Raw genomic sequence first — 22,156 nt, 5'->3', positions numbered from 1 at the left:
AGCTGGCCGATGCGGCCACCGGGACGAGCCTGATCTCCGGGCGGAAGCTGAGCACGGAAGAGCGGGTCACGGAAGGCTTCGGCGTGCTGGACGTAATCCCCGCTTTCAAGGCCGCCGGTGCTTTCAGCACGATCGGCCGGATGGGCACCAAAGGTGTGACGACCTTGGGCGACCTGACGAAAACGATGAGCCGGGCATCCGGAAGGCGGCTGATTCAGCTGAAACAGGCCGGGCATGCAGGGCTAAACAGCGTGAAACAAGCCGCGGCCAACGCGGGAGACCGAATTTCCCCGAGCGGCCTGCAGCCGGAGTTTGCCGGGGCTTCGGGGGTCGGCGGAGAGAGTTTCGTCCAGAATGTGAAAAACACCTTTCAGAAAATTGCTTCCAATGATGGAATAAAGAAAGCTTCTAAGGTAGATTCAAGGGATATAACGAAAAACAATAATCAGATGGAAATAAATAAACGATATAGTGATATAGAGAGATTTAGAGAAAGAATGGGGTATGGAAAATATTCGTCAGATTCTGGAAATACCGTAGCCTGTATAAAAATTAATGACGAAACTTTTTACGGTGTAAACTCATCAATCTCTTATGAATCTAAAATGAAGACCATTCAAATGAGAAGAAAATGGTTTAAAGAAATTTCATGGGCACCTCCTAAGGCAGTTAAACCTAAACATTTAGGTTATACGCAATCATTATCACATGCTGAAGCACATTCTTTATTACAAGCTTATGAAAAATTGGGAAAAATGCCAAGTAGAGTTACAATGTATGTGGACAGACCGACTTGTGGTATTTGTTTAGGCGAACTACCTATCATATTGAGACATATTGGTGTTAAAGAATTAATTGTTTATAGTGGCGGCAGGAACGAGCCAGTAATTATTAAAGCAATTAAATGATGCTTGCTAAAAACGCTAAAATATAAGGAGTATATATATGTTGATATATTACGGTCCGAATGGTCAATTCGTTAACAATCCATCTCATGAATTTTTAAAAAATATTATTGACAAAGATCCCTCTTATTGGTCAAAAGGTGGAGGTGATTCCTCCCTTTTTTTTGAACGGACTGATTCACGCCTTATTTTTTTCAAAGACAAAACATTAGGGGTATTTATAATGAAACACCCTGAATACATGGCTCCATACAATCCATTAATTAAATTAAATACTGTTTACCATCAAGTTGGCGGTGAACCCATGCCTTTACCCAGTTCTTGCTATATTGACGAACAAAGAGCTAAAAATTATTTGATTGAATATGCAGATACTGGTGATATTAAAGACAGCAGCACGTGGAAAGATATTTATGAACTAATAGATTTTGAGGAATGAAATAAAGCTCATTTGCTGAGTGTCAGATACTTAAACAATTTTTTATAGGGTTGTTCTAAAGCGAATTGACAACTATATATCGCGTTCACCTGTTGTCGATAGCGATGCAATTCATCAGCCACAGCATCAGCTAATCCTCCGGTTGTATTCACCAATAATTGGGACAGATTGTTATCTAGAAACATAACGAATGACCGTTGCAATCCCTGTGTAAAATCACCAGCCTCAACCACTGACCGAGCAAAGTAACGAAGATAGCTATCAATATTGTCGAGCTGCATCCTTGCCGCCATCATAGCCGATATGGTCGTTAATCAATGTATCTTTCATCGAAGAACTAATTATATTTGAAAATTTGGAAGACACAACGCTATTTAAATGAATCGTTTTTCCCGGAATCCGGTGTTGAAGATTTACCGCTTCTTCCCCATGTGTCAAAATATCATATTCAGTAAAAAAGTTCGTAATGTTCGCATAAGATTTGTTATGTATAAACATATCGGCAGGAAGAATCGCCGGATCGAGTGTGACTATTTTCACACTAGCATAATGAATCCCAGCGACATTAGCCAACGCCCCGCCCAGCGAATTGCCGCATACTGAATGGACACCATAGCGCTGATTCATTTTTTCAAAGTAACGCTCAGCATCTTTCAACTGTTGCGGCTCTTAATTTCCGACCCATTCAATGTCTGTCTTCACATCCTGACCATCGCTGGTTCCCTGGTAAACAATCGTGAACTCTCCAGTCTGCATATTCTCTACGATCATTGCATCTAGGCCCGATGACTTCGTGTGAATTGAATCAATAACCACATAATCGCGATGATTAATAATAAATGTATGAATTTTCTTTTGATATGAAAAATATCCTGCCATTTGAATAAGCGAGTAATCACTTTCTACACTATCTTTGAAACTGCTTTTCTCTATTGACAAGTCGGTTTGCACCACTAATCCCCCACTCTTTAGTGCTTTATAAATCCATTTTTTGTTCCCGTTTCTAAAGAATCAGTCGTATCGCTATCGGCAGAGTTTTCATTAATTTTATTATCATTTAGAGTTATTCGATAATTTCCGTAAGGTATGTTTTCCTTTGCCTTTAATTCCGACACAATAGTTTTAAATATTTTTTCATTGGGTTTTTGGTCAGAGTCTTTCATATAAAGTTGGATATCAATATATACGTTATTGGGATAAACTGTCACATGTTCTGTCGCACTGCTCCACATTTTTGAATCCCTCGATGGATTTCTTATATATTGAGCCAATAGATCGGCGTTAAACCCATCTTTTGTAAGAGTCACTGAAAAAAAAGGAGTGCTGTACCCATCACCTAAAACATTATTAACAGCATTCTTATTTAAACCAATAATTGGATTTTTTTTCGATATCGCTAAAATATGGATAAAGATTTTTAAATTCCGATTCATAAATCATTGCGTATATGCCAGCTCTAATTGCATCTTCAACCTGACTTTCCTGTGTAAATATCCGACCACTATCAACTTCCTTCACATCGACGTTAATGGGCACAATACAGTACGTATAGAAATGTGGCTCGCCAACCGATTCCACAAAAGCTGTTGCACTGTCTTTATTGCCTACCAAATTGTGCACAATCACTTTTGTTTTGTACTTTTTCAAAAAAAAATAAATTTTTAAAGATATATGCTGTGAAATCACAAAATAAAGAGACTGGAATACCTTAATGGAGCAGTTCTGCATCCGATTTTTTCTGAACCACGCCTGTACTTTTAGTTTCCAAAGCATGGTCTGAGCCAGCCCACCGCCTTTGATAGTATCCGCTTTTAGCTCGCATAAAGCATTTGATTGTCTATTTATTATTATAGGCGACAGGTGCTTTTTTATATTAGAACATTTCCGGAGAATTTCAGAAATTGCAAGAAAACGATTTTAAAACAATAGGGGAAAAATTGATGACAGGTTCAATCGGGATCTGCCGGATTTGATATTGATGAAAAACAATATTCTAAAGGTCAAGACTAAATTCGGAGAAAAAACGATCGATTTACTAACTGTATTCAAACGGGATAATATAAAAATTTCCAGTCAGCATTTATTGAGTGAGACGCAGTGAATCAAAAAAGTATGCTTATCCATATTGATTACTTCACGGGAGAGGCCGTCGCCGCCTATGAGCCAGTGACCAAACAGACGATCACGTTCGACGATCTCTTTAACAGCAGCAGCCTGATGGCCGCCTCGCTGAAAAAGGAATACGAAACCTACCGGGCCGCGGCCGGGAAACAGGCCAACAGCGTGACCTTCGACCAATACAAAGAGGGCATCCAGTACAGCGGCGGGTTCGACTACCAGTCGATCAAAGACAAGCAGATGGACAAAGAGTTCTGGGTGAACCTCGGTATCGGGGCGGCGGTTGTCATCCTGACGATCGCTTGCCCGCCGGCCGGGATCGCCGCGGGGCCGCCTACGGGGCGATGCAGCTGGCCGATGCGGCCACCGGGACGAGCCTGATCTCCGGGCGGAAGCTGAGCACGGAAGAGCGGGTCACGGAAGGCGTCTTCGGCGTGCTGGACGTAATCCCCGCTTTCAAGGCCGCCGGTGCTTTCAGCACGATCGGCCGGAACCTGTGATGGATCTTTATTCCGATGAAATTCTATCCTTTGCGATCAGTGACCATTTCAACTGTAGCTTTTGCGCTCAAGCCTCTTCATGAGGCACTGGAGGGTCTTCCCGAGCATCACTATCGTACCTATGTCCATACAGATCAAGGGTTCCAATATCAGAGTTATGCCTGGCGTAAGGAACTTAAATCGCATCGGGTCTGTCAGAGTATGTCCCGTAAGGCCACCTGTTTAGACAATGCCCAGATGGAAAGTTTCTTTCACATCATGAAGGCTGAGACAGTAAGTGCTCATGATTATCAGACTCAGGAAGAACTGGAAAGGGCCATGCGTGAATGGATTAAGTACTATAATAAATCCAGGATCAAAGAAAAGCTCGGTGGCCTAAGTCCGATTGACTACCGGATTTCGACTACCAAGCAAGTAGCAAAAACTATGTCCAACTTTTGGGGTTCAGATCAGAAGGACGGCTTTCTTTCTGAATGTTTAATTTTTTAATTAATTAGCATACTCCGACAGACTTTGCAAAAAAGACAACCATTCACATCAATATTACCAAAAATAGTAAAACAGGGATAGCTAAAAGGTCAATCACCATCCCTTTTTTGTCCTTCTCTTTTTTGGAAAGCAGCACAAAAAATCGACTAAGGAAATTAGCATGTATAACAACAGAGCGATCCTAACATCAAGTTTAAATATAACGACAACTGCGAGGAAAATCATCAAAAATAGCAGCGGCCAATGGATATTGTCATAAGCTTCTATAAATCTTTTATACACAAGCATTCCCCCGTTTATCGTTTTTTTAAGACAAGATGTTTCATTCCATTAAACATAAATCAAAGAAAGATGCAGTATGAAGAAAAAGCTGCCATTCCGCAACATGGGCAGTATTATTTACTATTATTGCTCCCACAGTATCCGAAGGGTACCTTGCAGCTCATTGCAAAAGTCCGAGAGCCACTGCTTCAGCAATTGTATCAGCATTCGCATCTAAAATAAAAGATAAAACGATTTACATTAAAAAAGCTTCCTAATTAATGGCATCCGGATAGAACATATGTACACAAACAACGCGATATAAGACATTACATTAGTTAATTTAGCTTCATCAGAAAATATGAAAACAAATCATTTTATTAAAGAAGTACGCCCCCTTTGAGGCGTACTTCTTATATTTATGATGTTTATGTCTTTATCCCTGACGTTTCTGCCTCTCTGGTCAGCGCTTGGAGAAATCAATTATTCCCCTGAACGCCTGATCATCCATTCAATCCGCCGATATTCCTTATTTGTTGCTGAGGTCGGCTCCATTGGTCTCAATGACCTTTTTATACCAGTAAAAACTGTCTTTCTTTGTTCGTTTTAAAGTGGCCTTATCCACATAGACGAAACCATATCTTTTCTCAAACCCTTCTCTTGTTGAATAAAGATCGGTTGCCGACCATGTGAGATAGCCTATCAGATCCACACCGTCTGCTTCAGCCTCCTTCATTCGTTCAATATGGGCAGCTAAATATTGAATACGATAATCATCGTGGACGGCATCGTTCTCGATTTTGTCACGATGACCCAGTCCGTTCTCTAAAATAAGAATGGGCAATTGATAACGATGGTAGAAATCTTCCAGGTAATGTTTAAAACCATACGGATCAATATTCCATCCCCACTCCGTTTGTTTGACAAACGGATTTGTTATTTTAATACCGTTCATCTGCTGGGAATCCTTTTCGATCAGATCTTCCGCACCGACCGCTGAAGACATATAGTAAGTTAAAGACATAAAATCAGGTTCAACGGACTTAATCTGTTCCAAATCGCCATCGTGTATGATTTGATCAAAATTAATGCCTTCATATTGTTTCAGCAGATAGGCTGGATATTTTCCCCTGAAATACACATCCCCGGGCGCATAGCCGATTCGTTTCATAAATTCGTCGCAGGCCTCGACATCTTTTGGATTGCAGGTCTTAGGGTATACACAAATATTACCGATATTTCCTCCGGCTTTTGCTTCCGGATCCGCTTGATGGACAATCTTTGTTGCCGCGGCATAGGCTAAATTAAAATGATGCTCCAGTCGAAAGACCTCTTCCCTGCTTTTTGCTCTGTAGCCCGTCATATATTCTGAGTCCAATGACAAGAAGTTCTGTTCGTTAAAAGGGATCCAGTACTTCACTCTGCCTTTATAATAATGGACAACTGTTTCAACATAGCGCGTATAGGCCTTGATGCATTCACGATTCATCCATCCGTTATATTTTTTTAATAAAGCAAGCGGGAGATCATACGCATATAACGTAACAACCGGTTGAATTTTATATTTTTCCAGTTCGCTTAGTATACGATCATAGAAAGCCAATCCTTCTTTGCTCGCTTCCGGATCATCGCCATTCGGGAAAATACGTGTCCATGCCATGGAAAATCGATAAATTTGAAATCCGATTTCACCATAAAGAGCTATATCTTGCTGATAATGTGTATAGTGATCGGATGCCCTTTTAAATCCGGGAAAATCGGAGTTAGCGGACATACCGGAAACTTTTCGAACATCGGCAATTGATAATCCTTTTCCTCCTTTGTCCCACCCTCCTTCAAATTGCTGTGCGTTTGTCGAACTGCCCCAGAGAAAATTCCTTTTAAATGCTGTTCCCAAAAATAGTCCCTTCTTTCAATAATGCCTGCTGAAAACGTATTCCGAAAGGACAACTCATTCCACTAATGCTTCCATGACAGTGGTTCCATGTGATTGGATACCTGTCTTAAGCAGTTGGACGTCTTTATAATCTTGCGTGTTGGTCACAATCACCGGGGTACTTATATCGTATCCTGCTTTTTTAATTGAATCTAAATCAAACGTTATCAATAACTGCCCTTTTTGAACCCTGGCACCTTGTGTCACATGACTCTCAAAATATTTTCCGTTTAATTCCATTGTATTAATTCCTATGTGAATCATAATTTCGGTGCCGTTGTCGGATTGTATACCAATCGCATGACGCGTCGGAAATAACATCTTGACAACGCCGCTGACGGGTGCATACACATTTCCATCAGAAGGGTTAATCACGAATCCTGAGCCCATACTTCCATCCGCAAAGGCAGGATCGGGACTCGCCGATAGTTTCGATATTTTTCCGGAAACAGGCGCTTCAATGAATTGCTGTTTAATAGCTAATGGGGTACTCTCTACCATTTTCGCATTTTTATCGGCATTCTCGCCGGAATTTTCGTCAAAGCCAAGTATCATTGTGGCAATAGCCCCCACGACAAAACAAATGGCCAAACCAATGACATAGTAAACAAACGTGGATCCGACAAAAGCGGGTAATGTCGTTAAGCCCCCAAAGACAAAGGCAAATGCCTTGGTCTGCATACCGCCTATAAAGGCACCGCCTGCCGCACCGCCAATGATGGCACCGATCAAAGGCCGTTTATATCTCACGGCTACTCCATAAATTGCCGGTTCTGTAATCCCCGCAAAGAAAATAGACAGCAAAGCGGACATTGTATATGATTTCGTCTTTTTATTTTTGGTCTTAAGGAAAGTACCGAGCGTCGCACCGGCCATTCCGAAATTGGCTGCTGCTGTTAACGGAACAATTTTATCAAACCCGAGTGTGCTAATATCAGTAATCATTATTGGATTGACTGCCCATTGGAGACCGAAGATTACAAATACATTCCAGATTCCGCCGATTAACATACCGGCAATCCACCCGTTCGATTGAATGAGCCAGTTGATGACATTAGCGATTCCTTCGCCCGTATAGACGCCAAACGGGCCGAATAATCCTGCAGTTACAGGGACCATAAGAAACAGCGAGATTAAAGGAACAAATAAAAGCTGTAGGTTCTCATAAATATGTTTCTTAAGAAACTTTTCAAGATATGACTGACACCAGATAGCTAGAATCGCGGGAATGACAGTTGATGTGTAGGTCATAGTAACAATTGGAAGACCAAAGAAATGCGTGATCACACCATTCCCGTGAGACCCCATAATGTTTGTAAACTCAGGCATAATCAGTGCGCCCATAATGGCTGCAGAAACGTATAAGTTCGCACCAAATTTTTTCGCCGTTGTAAACGCAAGCAAAATCGGAAGAAAATAGAAAACAGAAGTCGAAGCCGCTGTCAGAATGTGATAGGTTCCGGACGTATCTGACAGCCAGCCAATTTGTGTAAATAACAGGACTAAACCGCGCAGAACACCTGAACCGGCAAGCAATGGAAGCAAAGGTGTGAAAATCCCTGCTATTGTGTCGAAAACTTTAGTTAAAATATTCCCGTTGCTTTTATAGGAAGTATTATCTGACCCTTCGCCCAGGTGTGTTTCCGCGATTAAATCTTCATAAACACTTGGTACACTGGGGCCAATGACAACCTGAAACTGACCGCCTTTTTCAACGATACTTAGAATGCCGGACGTATTTTCCAAAACGTTCCTTTTAACTTTGTTGTTGTCTTTCAGGGTCATTCTAAGGCGTGTCGCACAATGTGTGATTGTGTTGATATTGTTCTCACCGCCGACTAAACCTAGTATTTTCTTTCCCAAACTTTCCGACATTTTTATCATCTCTTTCTATAAAAATTATTTCTGTACAGAAGCTGACAAATTCATTTGATAGACGAGGTGTACGATTTTATAAGAATCCGTATAGAAATGCACATCAATAGAGCAAGTTTTCTTGATTAGTCTGCTGCCCCTCTCCTTATGGATCATTAAGTTTTCAGACGCAAGCTAGGAAAACGTTTTCTCATAAAGGGTAAAAAAATAATATATAGGGTAATCGTTTTCTCATGGCACAGCCTTAATATAACATAAGATTTTTTTGTTGTAAAGCGGTTTCATCTATTTACATACAGTTGTAAATTATTTCCTCATCGCTATGCTTAAAAAAACAGGATCTCAGAAGAAGCAGATAGTTTTAACAAACAAATATTTGTACATATTTATGACTTATATTATCATATTAACAAATACTGTCTAAAATAGATTAGGTGAGCGCTATGAATAAGAAAAACATTTCAATTAAAGAAATTGCCAAGCTGAGCGGAGTTTCAGTCGCTACAGTGTCTCGTGTGATTAACAATAACGGGAGATTTTCCGAAGAAACACGCAAGAAAATCCTCAAAATAATTGAAGAAAATAATTACAGCACCAACGTTATAGCTAAAAGTTTACGCATGAAAAAATCTAATACGATCGGCATCATGGTGCCGGATATTAGTAATTTCTTCTTTTCCAGCATTGTTCAGGAAATCGAAAGAATCATGTTCGAGCAGGGATATTCGACAATTATTTGCAACACGGCCAGAAATATAGACAAAGAAACGGCTTATTTAAGAATGCTGGAAAGTAAAATGATCGACGGCCTTATCGTTATTTCGGGATTAAGAGAATTCGGGATCGAAAATATGTCAAAACAGATTCCTCTCGTTTGTATCGATAGAAAGCCTAAAGATACTGATAATACAGCTTTTATCGAATCCGACCATTTGGAAGGCGCCAAGCTGGCTACCACAGAACTCATTAACGCCGGAGCAACAAAAATAATTATCATGATGCACGCCTTAACGTCTTCGTCACAAGAGGCTCGTTTAAATGGCTTTGTAAGCGTTTTTAAACAGCGGCGCATCCCCATAAGCGATAATAACATCGTCAAAATTCCTAAAATGAACAAAGAAGAAGAAGTTATTTATATAAGAAATTTTTTACAAAATAATTGTGTTCTCAGCAAGAGTATTAATGGGATATTTGCTATTAATGATTCCATAGGCATTACAATCTTAAAAGAAGCAAAGACACTCGGAATAAATGTTCCCCTTGATTTAAAGGTTATTGGTTTCGATAATATACCGGAAGCAAGTATCATTACACCCGGGTTAAGCACCATTAAACAAGACTACAAACAAATAGCTAAAAAGGCATGTGAGACTTTGATCAATAGCATTAAAAGCCCTGACACTATTACTCCGGTAAGACAAGAAATTCCAGTGACATTAATTAAGAGAGGATCAACAACAGGTATTTAACTAAACCAGGTGTTGACATTTGTGATCGGCCATAGTTATAATATATTTCGTAAAGGGTAATCGTTTTCTCAATTTAATTTTAGATTTATCTGCTTATGGCTGACAATACAATTATGATCATTTATTCGCATGGGTAAACAATTACTCAAAGGGAGGCTATTATTATGAAAAAAATACTCCTGCCTTCTATGATGTGTGCCGATTTTTCATCATTAAATAGAGAAGTTAAAGAACTGGACGCTGCAGGAGCAGATGGATTTCACATGGATATAATGGACGGCCATTATGTTCCGAATTTCGGCATTAGTCCGGAAGATTATGCTGTCATCAGAAGCGCTACCAAAAAGACAATGGATGCTCACTTAATGATCCAAGAGCCTTCAAATTACATCAATTATTTTCATGAATTAGGGGCCAATATTATTTATATTCATCCTGACAGTGATAAGCATCCCGCACGGACAATAGATTCAATACACAATCTTGATATTAAAGCCGGAATAGCAATAAACCCTGATATTTCAATTGAAGTTATTAAGTCTCTACTGGATCTAACCGACTACGTTTTGGTCATGACGGTTAATCCCGGATTTTCCGGTCAAAAATATTTAAATTATGTCGATAAGAAGATCATCCGTTTAATTGAACTAAGAAACTCATATCATTATCAAATTGTTGTTGATGGAGCAATTACGCCTGATAAAATGACATATTTACATGGACTCGGTGTTGACGGCTTTGTGCTTGGTACTTCAGCACTATTTAATAAACCGGATTCATATCAGTCCATATTAAATAGCTTACACAAAAAGGAGCAATGACCCATGACTAAAATCGCGATTGGATCGGATCATGTCGGCTATATTTTAAAACCGGCCATTGTTGATTATTTAAAAGAACTGGGCTATGACGTCCATGATTTCGGTGCTTATGATCAAAAAAGAACAGATTATCCGATTTATGGGAAAAAAGTTGCCGAAGAAGTCGCCTCTGGAAATTATGATCTTGGTATCTTAATTTGCGGCACCGGAATCGGTATTTCAATCTCTGCTAATAAAGTTAAGGGCATCAGGGCCGTCGCATGCAGCGATCCATACTCCGCAGAGTTGTCCAGGCGGCATAACAACACAAATATTTTGGCTTTCGGATCACGAGTTGTGGGCAGCGAATTGGCAAAAATGATTGTAAAATCGTGGTTAGATGCAAAGTTTGAAGGCGGCCGCCATCAGCGCCGCATCGATGAAATAAGCGATATTGAAAATAATGATGCAATAGATTTCGAAAAGAATGTTAAAGCAGGAGAAAAGTAACACAATTTTATATAAACAGGCGTCATTGGGCTATCCTTCACGGGTAGTCCTTTTTTGAACTGTTTCCGTTTCATCTTCATCGTATTTCATTTTATATGCGTCTTATATTCGTCGATTCTGCATTTCTCATTAGAATCACCGCTATGAAAAATCTGTCTCAGAGACAGCCCGTTCTGGCTGCGCATTTTAGAAAAAGCATTCAGGCCTGTTTATTCAAAATCTGTGTGCCGTCTTGTCATAGCCGATTATTTTTTCTAAATTCTTCCTTCAGGTTAATAACCGGATAAACCGTCCCGATGGCTTTTTTCAAATGATAAAAAATCCCCGGCCTTATGTGCCGGGGAACAGGGTGTTAACCGAAAAGGAGTGCGTCGACGGAATACGATCCGGCACCGGTCAAAGCGAGTCCGACGGCCGCTGCTATAATCAGCAGGTTATATTCGTAGCCGTTTTTAGTGGCCCAATAACCGTTCTTTCCGTGGACCGTCACGACCGCAACCACCATCGTAACTGCGATGAGCAGTCCGGCCAGCGGCGTCAGCAATCCAACGGTCAGTAGTGCACCGCCGAGGAGTTCGGCTAAGCCGGAAAGCACTGCCATCGGGAAGCCGGGCTTAACGCCAATCGACTGAAAAAATCCGGACGTTTGTTTCAGCCCGGGACCGCCGAACCAGCCGAATAATTTCTGGGCACCGTGGCCGATAAAGGATAGGCCCAGAATCAGGCGAATAATCAATAATCCGAAACTTAACATAAGAATCACTCCATCTAAAAATAATATCGCCTTTTATCATAAACATAGAGAAAATAATTTTCAAATCATCTGCTCAAAAAACGCATCCCCGGATTGTCCGAGAATGCGTTTGGTCCGAAACAGTGCCGCTGGATGATCTCAACACGGAGATTACCGATGAGCATTCGGATTCGTTTATCCATCTCCGCTATAAGGTCATTCACAGCGGATTCAATCCGTCCGGGTGAAAGAGAAAGACAAGGCCCTCCGGAAAGAGATAAAGCACCCGTCCGGTCGCACGGAAGCGATCCGGTCATCGACAGGATCTGAACATAATCCCACCCTGCACTGGACAAATTTCAAAATCACAGGGATTCCGTCACGACTTTCCGTTCAAAAGGATCCGAGCTGATCCCTTCCGCCACAATTTTCTTTGCCCATTCTTTCGCGGAAAAGAGTGAATGGTCGCGATAATTACCGCAGCTTTCAATCGTTGTTCCCTGAACATCATTCCATGTCGCCGGTCCGGCGATAAATTCCAGGGAACCCTTCAGCGCTTTGGCAACATTCACCGGATCGTGTTCGCCCCATAGAATTAAATGAAAACCGGTCCGGCAGCCAAACGGTGAGCAGTCGATGACACCGTCAAGCCGGTCCCGCAGCAGACTGGCCAGCATGTGTTCGATCGTGTGCAGTCCGGCTGTCGGGATCGCATTTTCATTGGGCTGAACCAAACGCAAATCATAATTCTGGATGATATCGCCCTTGGGCCCGTTCTGCGTGGCAATTAATCGAACATAAGGGGCTTTGACTTTCGTATGATCAAGGGTAAAACTCTCAACTTTCGCCATGATTAAGATCTCCTCACATCGTTTATATTTTTGTTTGCGAAGTGCGATGAAAAATCGGGGCGTGCTTTTCCGGCCCTCAATGCACTGTTTTCCTGATCTTCAACTAAAAGGTCCTGCCGAGTTTCATTATACAACAGAAAGCTTATCTCCTGAAGTTTCTGCCTCTCTGCAGAAAACCCTTCAGACATTCAAACGATTTCTTTGCTGATGCTTAGAAATAGAGCAACTCCTTCTGCCAAAGAGTCTTCATCAAGGTTAAAAAACGGGCTGTGATGCGGATAATCCGTTCCTTTTCGGACATTTTTTGTACCAACAAAGATAAAACCGGCCGGTACATAGTGAGAATAGAAAGCAAAATCCTCACCGGCTAGCGTCGGCTTTAAATGAACAATTTTGTCGCTTCCAAGATACTTTTCGATCGCCTGTTCAACCAGGGCAGTGGCCTTTCTGTCATTAACCACCGGAAGCGATGGCGGTTCCCCATCCGGCAGCCCGTCCGTCTCAAAATGGAGCGTATAGGTTGAATGATACAAGTGATCGATATTGTCCAGCACCTCAACCAGTCCGCTTTTTATTTTTTCTAATGTATCCCGGTCCAGAGCACGGATCGTCCCTCCAAATTTCACGAAGTCCGGAATAACATTATGACTGGATCCCCCATGGAAATAGGTGACAGAAAGAGCCCTCGGTGCAATCGGGTCGACACACCTGTTTATGAATTGATTGACTGTGCTGATAACGGATACAGCTATATTGACAGGATCAATCGTTTCATTGACTTTTCCGGCATGACCTCCCTTTCCGTCAATTTCAATATCAAAAGCTTCCCCCGCCGCCATGGCAGGTCCGTAGACAATCCCGTATTTCCCTGTTTCAAGAGGAGACCACAGATGAAGCGCGAACGCCTGATCCACTCCGCTAAGGATGCCTGTATTCAGAATACTTCTTGCGCCGCCGACTTCTTCAGCCGGTTGAAAAACAAATCTTACCTCACCCTTAAGACTCTCCCGATGTCGGCCGAGAATCTTGGCAACGGCGAGCAGGATCGCTGTGTGTCCATCGTGACCGCAGGCATGCATGACACCGTCATTTTGTGATGTATAACTTAGACGATTTTTCTCATGAATCGGCAGGGCATCAATATCCGCTCGATAAAGCACTGTTTTCCCCGGATCATCCCCTTTTAAACGGGCAACAACTCCCGTTTTTGTCGGTTTCTCCAAGATAAAGCCACAATGAAAAGATTCTAGCAGGTTGCAAATAAAACGCGTCGTGTTATATTCCTTAAAAGATAGCTCAGGATTTTGATGGAGATATCTTCGCCAGCTGATTAATTCATCCTTTACTTGTTCAATTTCTCGTTCTATATCCAGATTATCCATAAGCATCATCTCTTTAGAAATATATCGAAACAGTAAGGAGCGGTATAGAATGAATTAGAAATAAGCTGCACCGGTGCCTATCATTTTCAGTATTTAAATGCGGGTACATAGACGCCGTTATAGATTTTCTTGATCGTCTGGGCAACGGATTGAGTCTGATAGGCTTCTACGACTTTCTTGTAGGTACTGTTGTTCTTATCTTCAGTGCGCGAAACAATGACATTGATCCATGGTTTGTTGTTCGGATCATTGAGATTCGGCTTAATACTATAGATTGAATCCTTTATAGGATCGATCTTGTTATCAATGGCGAAATTACTATTGGTGATGCCTGCAGCAAAGTCCGGAAGCAGGCTGGGAATCTTAGCCGGATCAACTTGTACAATTTTCAGATGCAGTTTATTTTCAGTAATATCCTTAACATCCGGTAAATAGCCTTTGCTTGGGTTTACTTTGATCAGCCCGGCACTCTCCAAAACTTTCAGCGCCCTCCCTGCATTTGTAACGTTGTTCGGAATGGCAATCTTATCCCCTGCTTTGATCTGTTTAATGCTTTTGATCTTGGCCGAATACACATTCAGCGGAACAAGATAGGACTGTCCGATAACCGTAAATTTATAGCCTTTTTCTTTTTCTTCTTGATGGAGAAAAGCATAGTGCTGAAAGGCCGTTAAGTCTAATTCTTTGCTGGCCAGAGACTGATTGGCAATGATTCCGTCGCTGAACTTGACCAATTTTACTTCGATATTTTCCTTTTTCAAGTTTTTATTGACTTGTTTCCAGATCGGGTCATCGCTGTCGCCGACTACGCCGACTTTAACCTCTTTTATTTTGGAGCTGCTGCCCGAAGCGGTTCCGCTGCACGCCGCAAGGCCCAGTAAAAGAACCAATGATAGAAGAATGCCGCTGATTTTTGCAATTTTTTTCATGATAAGTTTCCCCCTAATGCGATGTTTTTTTAGCAATCAGTGTGCCTATGATTTGAATGATGCTCACAATAATAAGCAGGACAATGATGGATACATACGTTGCATCTAATTGATTTTGCTGATATCCGTAGCGAATGGCAAAATCACCGATACCGCCTCCTCCGACAACACCGACAATTGCCGTTAATCCAACCAGACTAATGATTGTAATCGTCGTTACTCTGGCAATAGACGAAATTCCTTCTTTTAAATAGATCGAAAAAATGATTTGAACTGGCGATAATCCCATAGCTATACCTGATTCAATCAGCCCCTCATCCACTTCGCTTAAGGCCGATTCAATCTGCCTTGAGAAAAAGGGAGTGATACCGACAATCAGCGGAAAAATAGTGCCCTGCACGCCAACGGCGGTCCCGGAAATCAATCGAGTAACCGGTATTAAAGCAGCAATCAAAATAATAAACGGAATGGAACGAAAAAGATTAATCAGCTTATCAAAAACGTTAAAAACAAACGTATTCTCCAAAATTCCGTCTTTTTTTGTGGATACGAGAACAATACCTATGAACAGACTGAGCACAAAGGATATTCCTCCCGATAGGAGAATCATCTGCAGCGTTTGCACGATCGAGAGATAAAATTCATCAAGCACCTGAGATACATTAGGCAATAGAAATTGCACGATTTTATCCATGATTAAGCACCTCAATCGCTACATGCTTTTTCTCCAGATAGTGAGTAGCATGATCGATATCCGTTTTTTGACCGCTTAAGATGATGATCAATCCTCCCAATGGATGATCGCTCAGGATCTGGACATCTCCGGCAATAATATCCGCATCAACGTTATACTGCCTTGAAATATATGAAATTAAGGGTTCAGAAACACTGTCTGCAGAATAACTGATTTTAAGCAGCAACTGTCCCGGCTGCAATTTTACAACGGGGGAATTCGCTTTAATTAACTCCTTCACGTTTCCCAGAGTCGAGGTCGTCTCAATAAACGACTGAGTCAGCTTTTCCTGCGGGTTCGAAAAGACAGTGTATACATCTCCTTCTTCCAATATCTTTCCCTTATCAAGAACGGCGACCTTATGGCATATTTCTCTAACCACCGACATTTCATGAGTAATGACAACGATAGTCAATCCCAGTTCTTCATTTAATTTCTTCAATAAATAAAGGATTGATTTTGTTGTTTTCGGATCTAATGCACTGGTTGCTTCGTCGCACAGAAGGACTTTAGGTTGATTAACCAGCGCTCGGGCGATCGCGACGCGCTGCTTTTGGCCGCCGGACAGCTGAGCCGGATAGGAATCCTCTTTATCCGGCAATGAGACAAGCTGCAGCAATTCTTTAATTCTCTTACTCGTCTCTTTCTTTGTCAGGCCGCTGTGTTTCAAAGGGAGGGCTATATTATCGAAAACAGTTCTTGACGGCATCAGATTGAACTGCTGAAAGATCATGCCGATTTTTCTTCTAATCGTTCTTAGTTCACTCGCTTTTAACCCAACGATGCTTCTGTCCTCAAAAAATACATTTCCCCTTGTCGGTTTTTCGATACCATTGAAACACCTGACAAGAGTTGATTTCCCGGCCCCGCTGTACCCGATGATTCCAAAAATATCTCCTTTTTCTATCGAGAGATTGACATCTCTTAATACCGTGTGTGCCTTTTTACCGTCCGTAAAGACTTTGGCCATATTCTCCGTACGTATTATTTCCGACATTGTATTCATCCCCTTCTTCTCATGGCTGCGGAGCAGGGCATTTTATGCCTTTCTGACATCATGAAATGATATAAAAAGGACAAGTCTAAAGATAAAGAAGACTTGTCCTGCTTCTTCTTATCTTTTGGACACATTACGTGTTCATGGAATTGACACCATACAGTAAACTTGCTGGTTGTCGGGCTTCACAGGGCCAGTCCCTCCGCCACTCTGGATAAGAAATCATTCATTTCGTTTTCGGCATTTACTGTGAATTTTTTAACGAAACCCTTATGCTTTGCCCTCTTTCCTGTGTGCGGATAACGTTTCCAGCTGATTGATCGCAGAAAAGACGGACTCCGCAGTCACTTCATACGGCAATAAATGGATCGTTTTGTCCGGGCTCACTGCCCGTGCAGCGAGCTGGCGAATGTCGCTTTCAGGGCGTGTGCCAAGATGCAGATCGGTCAGATTCATCGGCAGATTCAATTTTTGATAAAATGGCTGAAGGCGCCGAATTTCATCCCATTTTCCCTCAAGGGCCAGCTGAACCATGATGCCGTATGCGACTTTGACGCCATGCAGGATAGGCTTTGTCTCAGGGAAAAAAGTCAGTGCATCATGTACAGAATGCGCCGCTGTAGCACTTCCATATTGGTCTGCAAAACCGCCGACCAGACCGCTGGCCATGATATTCGTTTCCATCACGGTATTCCAGGCATTGGATAAAATTCCCTGCCTCATGTCATCTACGGCCTGAACGGCATATTCGAGCGGTATATCGTGGCATAGTTTAGCAGATTCACGAGCATACAGAATAGCAAGATGATTCTGATCAACCTTTGCCAATAAACCGTTCGACTCATACCACTTAGCCAGCGTATCGGCGATGCCGGCAATAAAATACTCAATCGGAGAATCGAGAATCACTCGGGGCTCTACAAGAACAAGGGCCGACTGATTGGGAAAAGTCTGAAATCCGATCGATTCGCCGTTATCTTTATAAAACACACTAAGTGCGGACCACGCCGCACAGTTACTTGCCATGGTCGGCATCAGAACGAGCGGAAGCCTGCCTGCTTTATACGCCGAGGCTTTTGCCGTATCCATAACCTTTCCCCCGCCCAGCCCGATGATCAGATCAGCATCGTGGGTTTTTATGGCCTGAATCACCCTGTCGATTTCTTGCGGAGAACATTCGCCCCCAAAGCTCATGCCAAAAGTTTCAATCCCGGCCTGGGCCAGATCGGGAAGATAGGGAGCGGCTTTATGTAGTGATTTTATACCGTGCAGAAAAAGAACACGCCTGACAGAAAGTTTCTTAAGAATTCCCGCCAGATAATCGTATGCACCCTTTTCCGATATATATTGTTGCGGTGCAATCCTGGAAACCAAGTGAAAAGACATAAACAAGGAACTCCTTTACTGTGCAAAATGTTAAGAACACGCAATCAAAGAACGGCGGCCAGTTAATTAATTCATCGTCATTCCTCCCGTTACATTGATCGCCTGGCCCGTCATGTAGGAAGACAACGGACTGGCCAAAAAAAGTGCGACATTGGCGACATCGGATGGGTTAGCCGTCCGGCCGAGCGGTACTTGTGAACAGTCCTCCTCATAAATTTGTTCCGGTGTCATTTTCCTCAATTTTGCTCCGTCGATGCGTTCGCGGTGCTTCATGCCCGTTTCAACGATGCCGGGACAGATCGCATTAACCAGAATGCGTTTGGCGGCCAATTCTATCGCCATGACCTTAGTAAATCCAAGAACGGCGTGTTTTGAAGAACAATAATTGCCCATACAGCGGTATCCATTTTTCCCCGCCTGCGACGCAATGTTAATGATCCTGCCTTCAATTTTACCGTCAATCATTTGATGGGCAACTGCCTGCGAAACAAGATAAGTTCCCTTGGCATTGACAGCCATCACTCGGTCCCAATCTTCTTCTTTGATATCAACGGCATAGTCCATTGTCGAAATACCCGCGCTGTTTACCAGAATAGTGATCGGTCCCAAGGATTCAGCCGCTGTCCTTACCGCTTCACTAACGCTTGTTCTATCCGTTACATCCAGTTTGAGATGAATAAGCCGTTCCGATATCCTCGTATATTTCCTCTCAAATGCTATATCAGCAATGGCCACCCCAGCACCCGCTTCAAGAAATAAATCGGCGATTCCCTTTCCGATTCCGGAATTTCCGCCTGTGATAAGAACATTTTTGCCTGTCAAATCAATTGTTATCATTTGTCAATTTCAATCTCCTGACTTAGAAGGGCTATCACTCAAATAAGTGGAGCTCTTCGATTCTATCAACTGCCTCTGCTAAGACTTCTTCACTGCTCACCAGACTGATTCTGACAAAACGGCGGCCGTTCTTCCCAAAGCCTATCCCGGGGGCAACAACAATATGGGCCCGGTCAAACAGCAGGTCAGAAAGGGACTGGCTATCATAGCCATCGGGTACCTTTAACCAGGCAAAGAATGTACCCGATGGCGGCACAACATTCCAGCCGATACGCCGCAGGCCGTCGATCAATACATGACGCCTGCGCTGATAGACGGCAACAATGTCGGCTGCGCATTTTTGAGACGACTGCAACGCACAGGCTGCAGCATCCTGAACCGCACCGAATACTGTGCTGTAAGCGTGCATATGAAAATGGTTCAGGGCCTGAATAATTGAAGCATTGCCCACAGCAAATCCAAATCGCCAGCCTGCCATATCATAAGTCTTCGACATTGTATAGACTTCGACACCGACGCTCTTGGCATCCTTAGTCTGCAACAGGCTCAGCGGTTTATTGTGATCAAAACCAAGCGAAGCATAAGCAAAATCATTGAGCACGGGAATATTGTGCGCTTTTGCAAACTCAATGGTTTCCTGATAGAATGCTTCTGTGGCCAGTGCTCCGGTCGGATTATTTGGATAATTCAGCAGCAGCAATCGCACCTTTTTTAAAACGTCAGCAGAAATGCGGCTGTAATCCGGGAGAAATTGATTCGACTCGGTCAGCGGCATTGAGTAAGTCCTGGCTTGCGATAGAATGGCTGAAGAATAATAGATGGGGTAGCAAGGATCCGTAATGAGCATATAGTCTCCGGGATTCAGCAGAACCTGGGGAATTCCCGTGATGCCGATATGAGCCCCATGGAAGACGGCGACCTCGTTTAACGGATCCAGCGTCACCCCGTACTCTTTTTTATAGAAATCGGCAATCGCCAATCGAACGTTTTCCTTTCCAAGAAAGGGAGGATAGGCTTGATTTTCCGGTTTGTCAACTGCTGTCTTCAATGATTCAACAATGTGGGAGGGAGTCGGAAGATCCGGATTTCCCTTCGAAAGATTGATAAACGGCTTGCCTGCATCCTCCGATTCGGCTAATTTGTTGTCCAACTGATCGAAAAAGTTAACAGGAAGTTGCTTTACACGTTCAGAAGGCTGAAAATAAACCAATAGTACTTCCTCCTTCTTTTCTTCCATACAAAACGAACGGGGCTCTAATTCTTACTTATACCGAATACCAACGGTGCCAGCTGTTCCAAGTAAACCGCATCCGTTGAATCAAAATTATTAAATAACGGACTGTCCAAATCCAAAACGCCAAAAAAGCGATGATGGCCAGGCCAAAACACAGGTACGACAATTTCTGAGTTTGAGCGTGAATCACAGGCAATATGCCCGGAAAATTTATGAACATCCGCAACAATTTCCGTTTTCTTCGTAAATGCAACCTTGCCGCAAACGCCTTTTTTGAGAGGAATGTGCATGCAGGCCACCCTTCCCTGAAACGGGCCCAATATTAATTCATCATTCTTCCAGCGATAAAACGTTGTGCCATTTAAGTTAGGCACCTTTTCATAAATAAGAGACACCATATTGCTCATGTTAGCGACTAGGTCAAATTCGTGGTAAAACAAAGCCTGAATGTACTTAATCAAGTCAACATATATTTCTTTTTTCCCCATGTCCATTCCTGCCATCCCGTTTTTGTTACTGATTCTACAATTGTGAAAAATAACATCCGCCATCTTTTTCAGTGATTGCTGCAATCGCTGTATCCACAACTTTATCTCGTGCATACGGAAATAAAGCAGGAGTTCTTCAGGCAGCCTTGGAATCGAATTCTCAAATGATCAAAAACTCGCTCACCGTTCACTTTTTCGATAAATTAAAAATCGGCACTGCCTCACGCAGTCTTTAGTAAAAAACGCACTTTTACTTTCTTATATGTATAGACAAGCCTATTTTACTGCAAATAAACGGTTGAGTGTTTTTAATTCTGTTCCTTCTTTTCTAATAAATTAATCTAAATTCTATATATATAATTCCAATATGTCAACTGAGATTAGTAGATAATATGTATACATTTTGCGACAATCGGCCTTTAAAACATGTTGCTAGGCACTAAAAAAGATGATTCCCCCAGCAAAGGAATCATCCTTCCGGCCCATTAAGTTTCCAAAAATACGAACGGTCTTATCCCGGCCAGATATTCTCCCGCTCACGCGGATTCAGTGTTTTATCAGCCAATTCAGGCCCTCTTCCGGCCAGATTCACCGTTCTATCGGCCAATTCAGGCTCCCTTCCGGCCAAATTTGCGGCTCTATCGGGCTCCCTTCCGGCCAGATTTGCGGCTCTATCGGCCGATTTGGGCTCCCTTCCGGCCAAATCCACCGTTCTATCGGCCGGTTCAGGCTCCCTTCCGGCCAAATTTGCGGCTCTATCGGCCGATTCAGACCCCCTTCCGGCCAAATTCACCGTTCTACCGGCCGATTCAAGCCCTCTTCCGGCCAAATCCACTCTTCTATCGGCCGATTCAGGCTCCCTTCCGGCCAGATTCGCGATTCTATCGGCCGATTTAGGCCCTCTTCCGGCCAGATTTGCGGCTCTATCGGCCGATTTGGGCACCCTTCCGACCAAATTCACTGTTCTATCGGCCGGTTGGTCGCCGCGCCAGAATCAGAGAGCAGGCAGACCAGTTTAGGAGTTCCGGTCTCCGGCCGCTTTTTTCTCAATTCAGTCCTTTAGTCGACGGCCGCTTGCCTAATGCCAGATAAGTTTCCGCAACATGTTCCGGCGTGAAGCCGTACTCCGCCGTCACACGGCTGCCCGGCGCCGACGCGCCGAAGCGGCCGATCGTCACCAGCGCCCCGTCCGTCCCGACAAACTCGTGCCAGCCGAGCGGCGACGCCATCTCGATGCCGACCCGCGCCCGGACGTCCGGCGGCAGCACCCGGTCCCGGTACGCC

At 43.0% G+C, this 22,156-nt stretch carries 22 protein-coding genes, 1 pseudogene and 1 riboswitch; of the genes and pseudogenes, 7 read left to right on the top strand and 16 right to left on the bottom strand.

The features are described 5' to 3' along the window. Positions 1-83: 83 nt before the first annotated feature. Together Q6A92_RS15830 and Q6A92_RS15825 are read left to right on the top strand one after the other, a co-directional pair. Positions 84-908 carry a deaminase gene (locus tag Q6A92_RS15830; RefSeq protein ID WP_332238673.1) on the top strand — a complete coding sequence of 275 codons (825 nt, stop codon included), beginning with the start codon at positions 84-86 and terminating at the stop codon, positions 906-908. 37 nt (positions 909-945) lie between these two features. Beyond that, complete coding sequence (locus tag Q6A92_RS15825) at positions 946-1,344, top strand: hypothetical protein (protein WP_332238672.1); 399 nt, start codon at positions 946-948, stop codon at positions 1,342-1,344. Positions 1,345-1,605: 261 nt separating this feature from the next. On the opposite strand, the gene Q6A92_RS15820 is transcribed toward Q6A92_RS15825, so the two are convergent. From Q6A92_RS15820 to Q6A92_RS20345, 3 genes and pseudogenes are all read right to left on the bottom strand, one after another. Next, positions 1,606-2,001: a hypothetical protein gene (locus tag Q6A92_RS15820; RefSeq protein ID WP_332238671.1), complete on the bottom strand. Its 396-nt coding sequence runs from the start codon at positions 1,999-2,001 to the stop codon at positions 1,606-1,608. Positions 2,002-2,013: 12 nt separating this feature from the next. After that, positions 2,014-2,295 (bottom strand): hypothetical protein, encoded by a 282-nt coding sequence (locus Q6A92_RS15815; RefSeq protein WP_332238670.1) that lies wholly within the window; start codon positions 2,293-2,295, stop codon positions 2,014-2,016. Positions 2,296-2,312: 17 nt separating this feature from the next. Then, a pseudogene (locus Q6A92_RS20345) lies at positions 2,313-3,072 on the bottom strand (DUF1672 family protein). A 369-nt stretch (positions 3,073-3,441) separates the two neighbouring features. Between Q6A92_RS20345 and Q6A92_RS15805 the strand changes: the two are divergent. Next, positions 3,442-3,843, top strand: coding sequence for a hypothetical protein (locus Q6A92_RS15805; protein ID WP_332238668.1), 402 nt, complete (start codon positions 3,442-3,444; stop codon positions 3,841-3,843). Between the two features lie 134 nt (positions 3,844-3,977). Further along, a complete protein-coding gene (locus Q6A92_RS15800; protein WP_332238667.1) occupies positions 3,978-4,451 on the top strand; it encodes an IS3 family transposase in 474 nt (157 codons plus the stop codon). Between the two features lie 790 nt (positions 4,452-5,241). On the opposite strand, the gene Q6A92_RS15795 is transcribed toward Q6A92_RS15800, so the two are convergent. Together Q6A92_RS15795 and Q6A92_RS15790 are read right to left on the bottom strand one after the other, a co-directional pair. Beyond that, positions 5,242-6,609, bottom strand: a complete 1,368-nt coding sequence (locus Q6A92_RS15795; RefSeq protein ID WP_332238666.1) for a glycoside hydrolase family 1 protein — start codon at positions 6,607-6,609, stop codon at positions 5,242-5,244. A 54-nt stretch (positions 6,610-6,663) separates the two neighbouring features. Further along, a complete protein-coding gene (locus Q6A92_RS15790) occupies positions 6,664-8,523 on the bottom strand; it encodes a beta-glucoside-specific PTS transporter subunit IIABC (protein WP_332238665.1) in 1,860 nt (619 codons plus the stop codon). Between the two features lie 443 nt (positions 8,524-8,966). Here Q6A92_RS15790 and Q6A92_RS15785 point away from each other — a divergent pair, with 443 nt between their 5' ends. The 3 genes from Q6A92_RS15785 (at position 8,967) to rpiB (ending at position 11,302) form a co-directional block, all read left to right on the top strand. Next, positions 8,967-9,992 carry a LacI family DNA-binding transcriptional regulator gene (locus Q6A92_RS15785; RefSeq protein ID WP_274397845.1) on the top strand — a complete coding sequence of 342 codons (1,026 nt, stop codon included), beginning with the start codon at positions 8,967-8,969 and terminating at the stop codon, positions 9,990-9,992. Positions 9,993-10,153: 161 nt separating this feature from the next. Further along, positions 10,154-10,813: a ribulose-phosphate 3-epimerase gene (locus Q6A92_RS15780; protein WP_332238674.1), complete on the top strand. Its 660-nt coding sequence runs from the start codon at positions 10,154-10,156 to the stop codon at positions 10,811-10,813. Positions 10,814-10,816: 3 nt separating this feature from the next. Next, positions 10,817-11,302 carry a ribose 5-phosphate isomerase B gene (gene rpiB / locus Q6A92_RS15775; RefSeq protein WP_274397846.1) on the top strand — a complete coding sequence of 162 codons (486 nt, stop codon included), beginning with the start codon at positions 10,817-10,819 and terminating at the stop codon, positions 11,300-11,302. A gap of 352 nt (positions 11,303-11,654) precedes the next feature. Here rpiB and Q6A92_RS15770 read toward each other — a convergent pair whose 3' ends face one another. The 11 genes from Q6A92_RS15770 to Q6A92_RS15720 all read right to left on the bottom strand — a co-directional run. Further along, positions 11,655-12,056: a DoxX family protein gene (locus tag Q6A92_RS15770; protein ID WP_332238664.1), complete on the bottom strand. Its 402-nt coding sequence runs from the start codon at positions 12,054-12,056 to the stop codon at positions 11,655-11,657. 344 nt (positions 12,057-12,400) lie between these two features. Next, on the bottom strand, positions 12,401-12,886 hold the full coding sequence (locus tag Q6A92_RS15765; RefSeq protein WP_274397848.1) for an S-ribosylhomocysteine lyase: 486 nt from the start codon (positions 12,884-12,886) through the stop codon (positions 12,401-12,403). Positions 12,887-13,074: 188 nt separating this feature from the next. Next, positions 13,075-14,268, bottom strand: coding sequence for a M20 metallopeptidase family protein (locus tag Q6A92_RS15760; protein WP_332238663.1), 1,194 nt, complete (start codon positions 14,266-14,268; stop codon positions 13,075-13,077). Between the two features lie 86 nt (positions 14,269-14,354). Beyond that, positions 14,355-15,197 carry a MetQ/NlpA family ABC transporter substrate-binding protein gene (locus tag Q6A92_RS15755; RefSeq protein WP_332238662.1) on the bottom strand — a complete coding sequence of 281 codons (843 nt, stop codon included), beginning with the start codon at positions 15,195-15,197 and terminating at the stop codon, positions 14,355-14,357. A gap of 13 nt (positions 15,198-15,210) precedes the next feature. Next, positions 15,211-15,891, bottom strand: a complete 681-nt coding sequence (locus Q6A92_RS15750) for a methionine ABC transporter permease (protein ID WP_274397851.1) — start codon at positions 15,889-15,891, stop codon at positions 15,211-15,213. Beyond that, positions 15,884-16,927 carry a methionine ABC transporter ATP-binding protein gene (locus tag Q6A92_RS15745; RefSeq protein ID WP_274397852.1) on the bottom strand — a complete coding sequence of 348 codons (1,044 nt, stop codon included), beginning with the start codon at positions 16,925-16,927 and terminating at the stop codon, positions 15,884-15,886. Before Q6A92_RS15745 ends, Q6A92_RS15750 begins: the two co-directional genes overlap by 8 nt. A 114-nt stretch (positions 16,928-17,041) precedes the next feature. Beyond that, positions 17,042-17,148, bottom strand: a riboswitch (SAM riboswitch). Positions 17,149-17,197: 49 nt separating this feature from the next. Beyond that, positions 17,198-18,313 carry an iron-containing alcohol dehydrogenase family protein gene (locus Q6A92_RS15740; protein WP_332238661.1) on the bottom strand — a complete coding sequence of 372 codons (1,116 nt, stop codon included), beginning with the start codon at positions 18,311-18,313 and terminating at the stop codon, positions 17,198-17,200. Between the two features lie 66 nt (positions 18,314-18,379). Then, positions 18,380-19,150: an SDR family NAD(P)-dependent oxidoreductase gene (locus Q6A92_RS15735; RefSeq protein ID WP_274397854.1), complete on the bottom strand. Its 771-nt coding sequence runs from the start codon at positions 19,148-19,150 to the stop codon at positions 18,380-18,382. Positions 19,151-19,184: 34 nt separating this feature from the next. Beyond that, positions 19,185-20,360 carry an aminotransferase class I/II-fold pyridoxal phosphate-dependent enzyme gene (locus Q6A92_RS15730; protein WP_274397855.1) on the bottom strand — a complete coding sequence of 392 codons (1,176 nt, stop codon included), beginning with the start codon at positions 20,358-20,360 and terminating at the stop codon, positions 19,185-19,187. Positions 20,361-20,404: 44 nt separating this feature from the next. Next, on the bottom strand, positions 20,405-20,872 hold the full coding sequence (locus Q6A92_RS15725) for a GAF domain-containing protein (RefSeq protein ID WP_274397856.1): 468 nt from the start codon (positions 20,870-20,872) through the stop codon (positions 20,405-20,407). Positions 20,873-21,918: 1,046 nt separating this feature from the next. Next, on the bottom strand, positions 21,919-22,156 hold a 238-nt coding region (locus Q6A92_RS15720; protein WP_443029741.1), incomplete at its 5' end, for a transketolase-like TK C-terminal-containing protein.

It is taken from the genome of Sporolactobacillus sp. KGMB 08714 (assembly GCF_036598985.1).
Classification (GTDB): domain Bacteria; phylum Bacillota; class Bacilli; order Bacillales; family Sporolactobacillaceae; genus Sporolactobacillus.
The sequence above is the reverse complement of the archived record's forward strand: the minus strand, read 5'-3'. Positions and strand labels throughout refer to the sequence as shown.

Excerpts from the sequence above, each read along its gene's own strand:
- Q6A92_RS15825 (WP_332238672.1), top strand. The coding sequence starts at position 946 with ATGTTGATATATTACGGTCCGAATGGTCAATTCGTTAACAATCCATCT.
- Q6A92_RS15800 (WP_332238667.1), top strand. The coding sequence starts at position 3,978 with ATGAAATTCTATCCTTTGCGATCAGTGACCATTTCAACTGTAGCTTTT.
- Q6A92_RS15790 (WP_332238665.1), bottom strand. The coding sequence starts at position 8,523 with ATGTCGGAAAGTTTGGGAAAGAAAATACTAGGTTTAGTCGGCGGTGAG.
- Q6A92_RS15785 (WP_274397845.1), top strand. The coding sequence starts at position 8,967 with ATGAATAAGAAAAACATTTCAATTAAAGAAATTGCCAAGCTGAGCGGA.
- rpiB (WP_274397846.1), top strand. The coding sequence starts at position 10,817 with ATGACTAAAATCGCGATTGGATCGGATCATGTCGGCTATATTTTAAAA.
- Q6A92_RS15770 (WP_332238664.1), bottom strand. The coding sequence starts at position 12,056 with ATGTTAAGTTTCGGATTATTGATTATTCGCCTGATTCTGGGCCTATCC.
- Q6A92_RS15765 (WP_274397848.1), bottom strand. The coding sequence starts at position 12,886 with ATGGCGAAAGTTGAGAGTTTTACCCTTGATCATACGAAAGTCAAAGCC.
- Q6A92_RS15760 (WP_332238663.1), bottom strand. The coding sequence starts at position 14,268 with ATGGATAATCTGGATATAGAACGAGAAATTGAACAAGTAAAGGATGAA.
- Q6A92_RS15755 (WP_332238662.1), bottom strand. The coding sequence starts at position 15,197 with ATGAAAAAAATTGCAAAAATCAGCGGCATTCTTCTATCATTGGTTCTT.
- Q6A92_RS15750 (WP_274397851.1), bottom strand. The coding sequence starts at position 15,891 with ATGGATAAAATCGTGCAATTTCTATTGCCTAATGTATCTCAGGTGCTT.
- Q6A92_RS15745 (WP_274397852.1), bottom strand. The coding sequence starts at position 16,927 with ATGTCGGAAATAATACGTACGGAGAATATGGCCAAAGTCTTTACGGAC.
- Q6A92_RS15740 (WP_332238661.1), bottom strand. The coding sequence starts at position 18,313 with ATGTCTTTTCACTTGGTTTCCAGGATTGCACCGCAACAATATATATCG.
- Q6A92_RS15735 (WP_274397854.1), bottom strand. The coding sequence starts at position 19,150 with ATGATAACAATTGATTTGACAGGCAAAAATGTTCTTATCACAGGCGGA.
- Q6A92_RS15725 (WP_274397856.1), bottom strand. The coding sequence starts at position 20,872 with ATGGGGAAAAAAGAAATATATGTTGACTTGATTAAGTACATTCAGGCT.